This is a genomic window from Micromonospora sp. M51 (assembly GCF_018070305.1).
Lineage (GTDB): Bacteria > Actinomycetota > Actinomycetes > Mycobacteriales > Micromonosporaceae > Micromonospora > Micromonospora parva.
Genome location: NZ_JAGPXZ010000125.1, coordinates 1 through 11,293, shown reverse-complemented (window position 1 = coordinate 11,293; position 11,293 = coordinate 1). Strand labels below are relative to the sequence as shown.

The window sequence follows — 11,293 nt, the reverse complement described above, 5'->3', positions numbered from 1 at the left end:
AAGCGGGTCTCTGGTGCGCAGAACGCGGCCGCCGAGTTGGCCAGGTGGACGAGATCGGGGTCCAGACCCGCCGACCGTGCGATCCGCAGCGCCTCCTCGAAGATCGCCACCTGTCGGGTGAGCGCGGGGGCGCCCGGCAGGTCGGCGTCGGCGAGGTGGGACCACACCCCGCGCACCCGGATACCGCCCTCCCGTTCGTACTTGCGGGCCCAACCGACCATCTCGGGCCAGTCGTCCCCGGCGGCCCCGTTGCGGGACAACCCGGTGTCCGCCTTGAGCTGCACCATCGCCGGCGCGCCGAGCAGACGGGCCGCGTCGGCGACGGCGTGCAGGTGCGTCGTCGTGGACACGCCGATGTCGACGCCACCCTTGATCAACATACCGAAGTCGTCGTCCGGGCGGTGCAGCCAGCTCAACGTGGGCGCTGTCACACCCGCCTCGCGCAGGCTCAGCGCCTCGGCCGTCGACGTCACCCCCAACCAGGCGGCGCCGGCCCGGAGCGCGGCCCGGGCCACCTGCACCGCGCCGTGGCCGAACCCGTTGGCCTTCACCACGGCCATCAGCCCGGTGCCGGTGACCGACGCGATCGTCCGCACGTTGGTGGAGATCGCCTCCAGGTCGACCAGGGCTTCGGCGAGCATGCTCATCGGGCCGCCTCCACCCGCCGCCGGCCGGGGAGCGCGAACAGCCAGCCCGCGCGGACCGCGAGCAGCGCGCGGTGCACGGCCAGGCTCAGGCCGATCACCAGCCCGGTCAGCAGAATCGGATAACCGAACACGATCAGGCCCTGAGCAGACCCACCCAACCCGGAAACCGGTACGAGCAACAGCCGGTGCAGCAGGGCCAGGACCGGCATGTGGACGACGTAGATCGGCAGGGTGATGCGGCCGAGCCTAGCCAGTGGATCGCTGAGCACCGACCAGGAGGTCAGCCGGGCGGCGGCGGTTATGCCGAAGATCACTGCCAGCACGGAGACCGCCGGCCACACACCGAACCACTGCTGCGCGCCGGTCACCGCCATCGCGGCGAGCGCCAGGACGTAGGCCCCCGAGGTCAGCACCAGCCGGCGGCGGTTGGCAGTGGCCGCCCACCGTTCGATCTGCGGTCGCAGGGACAGGCCGGCGAGGAAGAAGACCAGGTTCTGGTAGAGACCCGCACGGTTGCCCGGGGTGTCGAGCAGGCCGGCGGCGGCGACGGCGGACAGCGCGGCGGCGGGGAGCAGGACCAGCGTCCGGGGCAGCCGTCGGGTCGCCTTGGCGATCGTGAAGTACACCGCCAGGGCGTACAGGTACCAGAGGTTGGACGGCGTGATGGTGAGCTGCTCCAGCAGACCGAGCGCCGAGGTGGCCCGGTCGGTCGGCAGTTGCGGCGCGGCGGCGAGCACCGCCGTGTGGATCAGCAGCCAGACGGCGTACAGGTAGAGGAACCCGGCGATCCGGCCGCGGGCGACCAGCCGCCAGGGCCGCTGGGCGGCGTTCGCCGCGAAGACGCCCGAGATGGTGAAGAACAGCGGCATCCGCAGCGGGAGGAACTGCTCACCGAGCGTTCCCCAGAAGCCGGGCACCGGTACGCCGATGTGCCAGTCGATCTGGAGGTAGTCCTTCACCACCACGTGCCACAGCACGACGAGGACGATGCAGACGCCCTTCGCGGCATCGGCCCACTGCGCCCGCGGTGATCCGGCGGCGGGCGCGGACACGGTGGCAGGGGTGGGTCCGGTCCGCTGGCGGTGGCGGAACCGGACACGCGTCGCGTCGGGCTCCCGCTCGGTGGGCCGGGACTCGATGGTCTGTTGGATCACCCACCGAACGCTGCCAGCCGGATATCCGCGCGTGATCCCCGAATTGTCATGATCCGGTAATGGACGTGGCCGCACCCGACTCGTCGGCGACGCGGAGCCGCCCCGGCGCGGGCCGGGCGGCACTAGGCTCGTTGCGGAGGTGCCGAACATGAAGCTCGGGCTGCACTACTGGAACTACTCGACCCCGGCCGACCCGGCCGCCATCGCACCGACACTGGCCCAGGCCGCCGCCAGCGCCGAGCAGGCCGGCGTCGCGTCGTTCACGGTGATGGACCACTTCTTCCAGATGGACGCGGTGTTCGCGGCCGACGAACCGATGCTGGAGGCGTACACCACGCTGGCCTACGTCGCGGCGAAGACCCAGCGGATGACGCTGGGCGTGCTGGTCACCGGTGTGATGTACCGGTACCCGGGATTGCTGGCCAAAACCGTGACGACCCTCGACGTGCTCTCCGGCGGCCGGGCCCGCCTCGGCATCGGCGCCTCCTGGTACGAGCGGGAGCAGCTCGGGCTGGGTGTGCCGGTGGTACCGGTGGCCGAACGGTTCGAGCGGTTGGAGGAGACGCTGCGCATCTGCCTGCAGATGTGGAGCGCCGACGACGGCCCGTTCAACGGCAAGCACTACCAGCTCGCCGAGACCATCAACTCGCCGCAGCCGTTGAGCCGCCCGCACCCGCCCATCATGATCGGTGGCGGGGGCGAGAAGAAGACCCTGCTGCTGGTGGCCCGGTACGCCGACGCCTGCAACCTGTTCGGCCGCGCCGGCATCGACGACGTCGCGCGCAAGCTGGATGTGCTGCGCGGGCACTGCGCCGCCGAGGGCCGCGACTACGACACCATCGAGAAGACGGTGGTCGCCGCCCAGGCGCCGCTGGACGACACCGACGCGTTCCTCGCCGAGGTGTCCGCGTACGCGGCGCTCGGTGTGAGCGAGGTGCAGGTGACGCCAGATCGGCACCCGGTCGAGTTCGCCCAGCGGCTCGGCGACGAGGTGCTGCCCCGGTTGGCCGACATCGGCTGACGGGGGCCGCGACTGGCGGTGTCGACACGAGACAGCCGCGGTGGATCCGGCGACAGCGTCAGGACACCGACGAGGGCCGTCCTCCCGGTGGAGCGGAGGACGGCCCTCGTCGGTCGGTCAGGTCAGGCGACCGAGACGGGGAATCGTTCCCACACCCGGTGCGCGGCCATCAACTGCTGCACCGCGGTCAGTGCCTCGGTGCCCGAGCCCGCCGCGACGACACCCGGCGTGCTGGCGACGCCGGCCTGCTCCAGCACCGTGACGCCGGCGCCCCAGGCGCCGATCGCCTTCGCGTGCCGCCAGCACTCCTCGACCAGCAGCAGCACCCGTGGGTCGACAGTGGTCGGTTCCGGCCGGCCCGCCTTGGCGTCGCGGGCGGGCAGGGCGTCCGGCGCGGGTGCCGGCGCTCCGGCCAGCAGGACCGCGTCGAACTCGACCGACCGGCCGGTGGCGAAGGTGCGCTGCACCGGCAGGTCACCCACCATGCCGCCGTGCGGGGCGATCAGCAGCGGCACCATGCCGGCGTCGAACACGGCCCGGCGGACCTCGTCGACGCCGTCCAGGTCACCGGCGGGGTCGACGACGATCCCGACGGTACGGCCGTCGCCGGGCCACTCCCGGCCGACCTGCGACAGCGCCGGGCTGGGCGCGACGTCGGCCAGCGGCACGCTCGGCTGCGGCGCGGGCAGACCCAGGCCGGTGGCGACCTGCTCACACAGCACCGGGTCGATGTTGGCCAGGCTCTGCAGCTGACGCTCCTTGATCGCCTGGTGGTAGCACTTGCCCAGCTCGAAGGTGTACGCCCGGATGATGTGCTCCTTCTCGACCGGCGACATGCTCAGCCAGAACAGGCGGACCTGGCTGTAGTGGTCGTCGAACGAGGCGGGGTTGGCGCGTACCTTCGGCGCTTCCGCCACCGTGACCGGCACGTCGACGAAGGCGTGCTCGGCGTCCCCGGCGGGGAACGGGTTGCCGCCGTCGAGCGAGTTCGGCCGGTACGGCGCGACGCCCGCGTGCACGGCGTGCTGGTGGAAGCCGTCGCGCAGCATGTCGTTCACCGCGGCGTGCGGGCGGTTGATCGGGATCTGCGTGAAGTTGGGCCCGCCCAGGCGGGTGAGCTGCGTGTCGAGGTACGAGAAGAGCCGGCCCTGCAGCAGCGGGTCGTTGGTGACGTCGATGCCCGGCGGCAGGTGGCCCAGGTGGAAGGCGACCTGCTCGGTCTCGGCGAAGAAGTTCGTCGGCGTCCGGTTGAGCACCAGCCGTCCGATCGGCTGCACCTCGGCCAGCTCCTCCGGCACGATCTTCGTCGGGTCCAGCAGGTCGATGCCGGCGAAGGTCTCCTCGGGAGTGTCCGGGAAGACCTGGATGCCCAGCTCCCACTCGGGGTACGCGCCGGCCTCGATGGCGTCGTAGAGGTCGCGGCGGTGGAAGTCCGGATCCATGCCGCCGAGCAGCTGCGCCTCCTCCCAGGTCAGCGAGTGCACACCCAGCTTGGGCTTCCAGTGGAACTTGGCCAGCACCGTCTCCCCGGCCTCGTTGACCAGCCGGAAGGTGTGCACGCCGAAGCCCTCCATCGTCCGGTACGAACGGGGGATGCCTCGGTCGGACATGTTCCAGATGGTGTGGTGCTGCGCCTCGGTGTGCAGCGACACGAAGTCCCAGAAGGTGTCGTGGGCGCTCTGCGCCTGCGGGATCTCCCGGTCCGGATGCGGCTTGCCGGCGTGGATGATGTCCGGGAACTTGATGGCGTCCTGGATGAAGAAGACCGGCATGTTGTTGCCGACCAGGTCGAAGGTGCCTTCGTCGGTGTAGAACTTCGTGGCGAAGCCGCGGGTGTCGCGGACCGTGTCGGCCGAGCCTCGCGAACCGAGCACCGTGGAGAAGCGGACGAAGACCTCGGTCTCGCGCCCCTTCTTGAGGAAGCCGGCCCGGGTGACCGCCTCGGCGGTGCCGTACGCGGTGAAGACGCCGTGCGCGCCGGCGCCCCGGGCGTGCACCACGCGCTCCGGGATGCGTTCGTGGTCGAAGTGCGTGATCTTCTCGCGGAGGTGGTGGTCCTGCAGGAGCACCGGGCCGCGCGGGCCGGCCTTGAGCGAGTGGTCGGTGTCGCGCAGCCGCGCCCCGTTCGCGGTCGTGAGGTACGCCCCCTGCTGACCGTTCGCGGTCGTCGGCGCGCCGGTTTCCGCCCCGGTCGGCGTCCGCGTCTGCGGTGCCCCCTGTTCCGGCTTCGGCGGCAGCGGCTCGTGCGGCGTCGTCGGCTCCTCGACGGGCGGTGGCGCGCTCCCCGGCGCACCGGGGACGTCCGGGGTGAGGGCGTCGGCGATCTTTCCTGAGGCGGTCTTCACGGCGTTCTTGACCGCCTCGGCGGGCTTGCTGGAATCCACTGAACGAACCCTCTCCATGGCGCGTGTACGGGCAGGCGCCTGCCCTGCTACCCCTGGTCAGAGGGTCGAAACACATCTGGGCGCGGCATCCTTCGCGGGGACTGGTGATTTCGCCGATGCCGGGACCGCCGGAGCGGCTGAAACTGACACACGTCGATATCCCTCGACTCTAGGGAGTGCCCGACGTGTCCTCACCAACCACCACCCGTCCCCGTTCCGTCGTAGCCCGGTTCGCTCTGGCCGCCGTCCTGGCCGCCGGCGGCGTCGTGGCCGGCTCGGCCGGTGCCGCCCAGGCCGCGAGCCCGTACGAGCGGGGCCCGGCCCCGACCACCGCGATCCTGGAGGCCAGTCGCGGCCCGTTCGCCACGGCCTCGCAGAGCGTGTCCTCGCTGAGCGTCACCGGCTTCGGCGGCGGCGTCATCTACTACCCGACCAGCACCAGCGAGGGCACCTTCGGCGCCATCGCCATCTCGCCCGGCTACACCGCCAGCTGGTCGAGCATCAGCTGGCTCGGACCGCGCATCGCCTCGCACGGCTTCGTGGTGATCGGCATCGAGACCAACACCCGGCTGGACCAGCCGGACAGCCGGGGCCGGCAGCTGCTCGCCGCGCTGGACTACCTCACCGAACGCAGCTCGGTGCGGACCCGGATCGACAGCAGCCGACTCGCTGTGGCCGGCCACTCCATGGGTGGCGGGGGCAGCCTGGAGGCCGCCTCGTCGCGGCCCTCGTTGCAGGCAGCGGTGCCACTGGCGCCGTGGAACCTGGACAAGAGCTGGTCCGAGCTGCGGGTGCCGACCCTGATCATCGGTGGGGAGAGCGACAGCGTCGCGCCGGTGGCGACGCACTCGGTGCCCTTCTACAACAGCATCCCGGCCTCGGCGGAGAAGGCGTACCTGGAGCTGAACGGGGCGAGCCACTTCTTCCCGCAGACCACCAACACGCCGACCGCCCGGCAGATGGTGGCCTGGTTGAAGCGGTTCGTCGACGACGACACCCGCTACGAGCAGTTCCTCTGCCCCGGCCCGAGCGGTTCGGCCATCCAGGAGTACCGCAACACCTGTCCGAGCGCCTGACGGCGGTCACCGGGGCGGTCGCCGTTGGCGGCCGCCCCGTCCACCTGCGCGCGGGAGCATTGAAGGTCTTGACGCCATACCCGAGAAACGTACACTGCGAGTGTAAATAAACACCCGCCACGACAGAGGGATGGGTGATGGAGCGCGGCCTCGAACTGCACCACATCGGCGTCCGTTTCGGCGGCCTCACCGCCCTCGACGACGTGTCCCTGCGGGTGCCACCCAACCGGGTGGTGGGCGTGATCGGGCCCAACGGCGCCGGCAAGACCACGCTCTTCAACGTGATCTGTGGTTTCGTCGCGCCGGAGACGGGCTCGCTCACCCTCGACGGCCGGCCGCTGCGGCCCCGACCGCACCGGCTGACCCGGCTCGGCATCGCCCGGACCCTGCAGGGCACCGGGCTCTTCGCCGGGCTCAGCGTGGTGGAGAACGTGATGACCGGCGCGTCGCACACCGCCCGTGCCGGCTTCGTCCCGGCGCTGCTCGGGCTGCCGGCCAGCGACCGCGACGAGCGCCGGCTGCGCGGCGACGCCCTGGCCATCCTCGACGAGCTGGGCATCGCCGGGCACGCCGAGGCCGCGCCGGGCACCCTGCCCTTCGCGGTACGTCAGCGGGTGGCCCTGGCCCGCGCGCTCGCCGCCCGGCCCCGGCTGCTGCTGCTCGACGAGCCGGCCGGTGGCCTCGGCGCCGACGACATCGCCGAGCTGGCGGAGCTGGTCCGGCAACTGCCCCGGCGGGACACCGATCCCTGTGCGGTGCTCCTGGTCGAGCACCACATGGATCTGGTGATGGCCGTCTGCGACGAGATCGTGGTGCTCGACTTCGGCCGGGTCATCGCCGCCGGCACCCCGGACGAGGTCCGCGACGACCCCGCGGTCACCGACGCGTACCTCGGTGCCACCGTCGAGGAAGAGGTCTCCCCGTGAGCGCGAGGAGTGAGCCGGGTTTGCGAGCCCCGCAGTCGCGAACGAAAGGCGGCACGGTGTGAGCGCGAGGAGTGAGCCGGGTTTGCGAGCCCCGCAGTCGCCAACGAAAGGCGGCACGGTGACCGGGACCGACCTGCTCGTCGTGCGGGGGCTGGCCGCCGGTTACGGCGCCGCGCCCGTGCTGCGGGCCATCGACCTCACCGTCCCGGCCGGCACGATCGCCGCTGTGGTCGGCGCCAACGGCGCCGGCAAGACCACTCTGCTGCGCGCGCTGTCCGGCATGATCCGCCCGACCGCCGGCCAGGTGCTGCTGGCCGGGGAGGACCTTCGGGGTACGCCGGTGGAGCAGCTCGTCCGTCGCGGGATGGCGCACGTCCCGGAGGGCCGGGGCGTGATCAGCGAGCTGACCGTTGACGAGAACCTGCGGCTCGGCGGGTTGTGGCGGCGTGACCGGGCCGACGCGGGACGGGCTCTCGACGAGGTCTACCAGCTCTTCGAGCCACTGGCCCGACGCCGTCGGCACCTGGGTCACCAGCTCTCCGGGGGTGAGCGGCAGATGCTCGCGCTCGGTCGGGCCCTGGTCGGCCGACCCCGTCTGCTGCTGCTGGACGAGCCGTCCCTCGGCCTGGCGCCACGGGTGGTCGCGCGGACCATGGCCCTGCTCCGCCAACTGCGCGACAGCACCGGCCTGACCGTCCTGCTCGTCGAGCAGAACGTGCGCAGCGCGCTCGCCGTCGCCGACCAGGGCGTCGTGATGTCCCTCGGTCGGGTGGTGATCGCCGCACCGGCGGCGCAACTGCGCGACGACGTCGACCTGCGCCACGCGTACCTCGGTTTCTGACCACCACCTCGTCCCCCGGAGGGAGGACTGTTGGACCGCTTCGTCTTCCTCACCGTCGACGGCCTGTCCCGGGGCGCGGTGTACGCCGCGTTCGCGTTGGCCCTGGTGCTCATCTGGCGGGCGGCGCGGGTCGTCAACTTCGCCCAGGGGGCGATGGCCGTCGCCGCCGCGTACGTCGCCTACTCCGTCAGCACCGCGACCGGCTCGTACTGGCTGGGCTTCGTGGTCGCGATCGTCGCCGGCCTGTTGCTCGGCGCGCTGGTGGACCGGGTGGTGATGCGGCACGTCGATCACGCCTCACCGCTGAACCCGGTGATCGTCGCGCTCGGGCTGGTGCTGCTGATCCAGGCCGTGCTGGGCATGGTGTACGGCAGCGAGTTCCGCCCCGCGCAGGCCCCGTTCAGCCGGTCCGCCCTCACCGTGGGCGGGGTGGCCGTGCTGTCCCCGTACGACCTGTTCGTCTTCGCCACGATCGGCGTGGTGGTCAGTGGCCTGGCCTGGCTGTTCGCCCGTACCCCGGTGGGGTTGCGGATGCGCGCGGCGGCCTTCGCCCCCGAGGTGTCCCGGCTGCTCGGGGTCAACGTGGGTGGGATGCTGACTCTCGGCTGGGCGCTCGCCTCCGGGGTGGGCGCGCTGGCCGCCATGCTGGTTCTTCCGACCGAGTTGGGCCTGCACCCGCACGCGATGGACCTGGTGTTCGTCTCGGCGTTCACCGCGGCGGTGGTCGGCGGGCTGGACAGTCCACCGGGGGCGGTGGTCGGCGGCCTGGTGGTGGGGTTGCTGCTCTCCTACGTGAGTGGCTACGCCGGCAGCGACCTGACGCCGCTCGCGGTGCTGGTCCTGCTGCTGGCGGTGCTGTTGGTCCGGCCCGGTGGGCTGTTCGCCCCGGTCGCGGCGAGGCGGGTGTGAGCGCCACCAGGGCGGCGGTGCCGCCGAAACAGCAGCTCGTCGGGGCGGGCCGACCGGCCGACCGTCGGCGCGGCTCGACCCTGCTGCGTCACCTGGCGGTCGTGCTCGCCGCCGGGTTGCTGCTGGTGGCGGTCAGCTACTCCGTGGAGCCGTTCCGCAACTTCCAGCTCGCCACGGTGGCCGCTTACTTCTGCGCGACCGCCGGGCTGACCGTCCTCACCGGGCTCAACGGTCAACTGTCGCTCGGGCACGGCGCGTTGATGGCCACCGGTGCGTACACCGTGGCGCTGTGCCAGACCGCGTTCGCCGACCGGGGGATGACCGGCGGCTGGCTGTTGCCGCTCTCGCTGGCGGCGGCGGTCGTCAGCACGGTGGCGGTCGGCGCGGTGGTCGGGGTGGCCGCGGCCCGGCTGCGCGGCCCCTACCTGGCCGGGGTCACTCTCGCCGTGGCCGTGGTGGTGCCGGCGCTGGCCGTCACCTTCGACGGCGTGTTCAACGGCGAGCAGGGGTTGTCGGTGCCGGTGGAGCCGCCGCCGTTGTCGCTCGGCGCGTACTTCCCGTACGAGCGGTGGCAGCTCTGGGTCACCGGCGCGGCCACCCTGCTGGCGTTGCTGCTGCTGGCGAACCTGATCCGCAGCCGGTACGGGCGGACCTTCCGGGCGGTCCGCGACGACGAGGTGGCGGCCCGCCTCGCCGGTATCCACGTGGCCCGCACCCAGGTCCTCGCGTTCGTGGTCAGCGCCGCCACCGCCGGGCTCGGCGGCGCGCTGCTGGCGGTGCTCGCGCAGAGCGTCTCACCCGGGGCGTTCTCGCTGACCCTGTCGCTGTTCCTGCTGATGGCGGTGGTGATCGGTGGCCTGGGTCGACTGAGCGGCGCGCTGTGGGGGGCGGTCCTGCTGGTCGCCCTGCCCGATCTCACCCACTCGCTGACCGAGCTGCTGACGCTCTCGCCCGCGGTGGCGCAGCGGCTGGAGGGCAACCTCCCGCTGGCGATCTTCGGACTCACCCTGATCGTCGTCATGATCGCCGCCCCGGGCGGTGTGCAGGGTCTGCTGTCGCGTCTCGGCCGGGCTCTGCTGGCAAGGCGGCCGACCCGGCGTTCCTGAGCTGTCCCTCGGTCCGGCCTCGGCCGGGCGCCCCACCACCACACCGTTCCCCAGACAACCGGACCGAGAAAGGTCGGTGTTTCCCATGCACCGTAAAGCGCATCGCGGCCTCGCGATCGCCAGCACCCTTGCCCTGCTCATCGCCGTGGCCGGCTGCGGCGGTGACGACGGCCCCGGCTCCGGCGGGGCGCCGGTGCCGGGCGTCACCGACACCGAGATCACCGTCGGCACCCACATGCCGCTGACCGGGCCGGCCTCGGCCGGCTACTCGAAGATCGCCCCGGCGACGAAGGCGTACTTCGACTACGTCAACGCCAACGGCGGTGTACACGGCCGCAAGATCACTTACAAGATCATGGACGACGGCTACAACCCGGCGAACACCCAGCAGGTGGTCCGTCAGCTCGTCCTGCAGGACAAGGTCTTCGCCGTCCTCAATGGTCTGGGTACGCCGACGCACACCGGGGTGCTCGACTTCCTCAAGAGCAACCGCGTGCCGGATCTCTTCGTCGCCTCGGGCAGCCGCAGCTGGGACCAGCCCGACAAGTATCCGGGCACGTTCGGGTTCAACCCGGACTACACGGTCGAGGGCAAGATCCTCGCCACCTACGCGAAGACGAACCTGACTGGTCAGAAGGTCTGCTTCCTCGGCCAGGACGACGACTTCGGCCGGGACAGCCTGGTCGGCGTGGAGAAGGTGCTCGGCGCGTCGGCCGTGGCGGTCAAGCAGACGTACGTCACCAGCAACACCAACGTGGCGCCGCAGATCGGCGCGTTCAAGGCGGCCGGTTGCCAGGTCGTCGTGCTCGCCACGGTGCCCGGCTTCACCGCCCTCTCCATCGGCACCGCCGCACGGCTGGGCTTCAAGCCGCAGTGGCTGGTCTCCAACGTCGGCGCCGACCACCCGACCCTGGCCAAGCAGCTCGGCGCCGCCGCGCCGCTGCTGGAGGGCATGGTCGGCACCAACTACCTGCCGATGCAGAACGACACCGCGAACCCGTGGATCCAGCTCTTCGCGAAGATCAACAAGGAGCACAACGGGGACGCGCCGTTCGACGGCAACACCGTCTACGGCATGTCGGTCGGGTACCTCTTCGTGCAGGTGCTGCTCGCCGCCGGCAAGGACCTCACCCGGGAGAAGGTGCTGGACGCCGTGCAGAAGGGTGGCTTCCAGGGCCCCGGGCTGGTGCCGCTGCGCTTCTCCGAGAAGGACCACTCCGGGTACGGCG

Annotated in this window: 10 protein-coding genes; 7 read left to right on the top strand and 3 right to left on the bottom strand. The window is 71.7% G+C overall.

Annotated features, from left to right (window positions below):
* Both KBX53_RS09765 and KBX53_RS09760 read right to left on the bottom strand, forming a co-directional pair.
* The coding region (locus KBX53_RS09765; protein ID WP_210858728.1) for an alanine racemase at positions 1-647 on the bottom strand (647 nt) is incomplete at its 3' end.
* A complete protein-coding gene (locus KBX53_RS09760; RefSeq protein WP_309140738.1) occupies positions 644-1,801 on the bottom strand; it encodes an acyltransferase in 1,158 nt (385 codons plus the stop codon). The genes KBX53_RS09760 and KBX53_RS09765, both read right to left, overlap by 4 nt.
* A gap of 148 nt (positions 1,802-1,949) precedes the next feature.
* On the opposite strand from KBX53_RS09760, the gene KBX53_RS09755 reads away from it, so the two are divergent.
* Positions 1,950-2,822, top strand: coding sequence for an LLM class F420-dependent oxidoreductase (locus tag KBX53_RS09755; protein ID WP_030337005.1), 873 nt, complete (start codon positions 1,950-1,952; stop codon positions 2,820-2,822).
* Positions 2,823-2,944: 122 nt separating this feature from the next.
* On the opposite strand, the gene KBX53_RS09750 is transcribed toward KBX53_RS09755, so the two are convergent.
* Positions 2,945-5,206 carry a catalase gene (locus tag KBX53_RS09750; protein WP_210858726.1) on the bottom strand — a complete coding sequence of 754 codons (2,262 nt, stop codon included), beginning with the start codon at positions 5,204-5,206 and terminating at the stop codon, positions 2,945-2,947.
* Between the two features lie 185 nt (positions 5,207-5,391).
* On the opposite strand from KBX53_RS09750, the gene KBX53_RS09745 reads away from it, so the two are divergent.
* From KBX53_RS09745 to KBX53_RS09720, 6 genes are all read left to right on the top strand, one after another.
* Positions 5,392-6,282 (top strand): lipase, encoded by an 891-nt coding sequence (locus KBX53_RS09745; protein ID WP_030337001.1) that lies wholly within the window; start codon positions 5,392-5,394, stop codon positions 6,280-6,282.
* Positions 6,283-6,419: 137 nt separating this feature from the next.
* Positions 6,420-7,208, top strand: coding sequence for an ABC transporter ATP-binding protein (locus KBX53_RS09740; protein WP_030337000.1), 789 nt, complete (start codon positions 6,420-6,422; stop codon positions 7,206-7,208).
* A 118-nt stretch (positions 7,209-7,326) separates the two neighbouring features.
* Positions 7,327-8,049 carry an ABC transporter ATP-binding protein gene (locus KBX53_RS09735; protein WP_210858725.1) on the top strand — a complete coding sequence of 241 codons (723 nt, stop codon included), beginning with the start codon at positions 7,327-7,329 and terminating at the stop codon, positions 8,047-8,049.
* 30 nt (positions 8,050-8,079) lie between these two features.
* Positions 8,080-8,958 (top strand): branched-chain amino acid ABC transporter permease, encoded by an 879-nt coding sequence (locus tag KBX53_RS09730; protein WP_210858724.1) that lies wholly within the window; start codon positions 8,080-8,082, stop codon positions 8,956-8,958.
* Positions 8,955-10,064, top strand: a complete 1,110-nt coding sequence (locus KBX53_RS09725; protein WP_210858723.1) for a branched-chain amino acid ABC transporter permease — start codon at positions 8,955-8,957, stop codon at positions 10,062-10,064. Before KBX53_RS09730 ends, KBX53_RS09725 begins: the two co-directional genes overlap by 4 nt.
* 85 nt (positions 10,065-10,149) lie before the next feature.
* Positions 10,150-11,293 (top strand): ABC transporter substrate-binding protein (locus KBX53_RS09720; RefSeq protein ID WP_210858722.1); only part of this gene is annotated, 1,144 nt, incomplete at its 3' end.

Coding starts and splice junctions, on each gene's coding strand:
- KBX53_RS09755 (WP_030337005.1), top strand. CDS start 1,950: ATGAAGCTCGGGCTGCACTACTGGAACTACTCGACCCCGGCCGACCCG.
- KBX53_RS09740 (WP_030337000.1), top strand. CDS start 6,420: ATGGAGCGCGGCCTCGAACTGCACCACATCGGCGTCCGTTTCGGCGGC.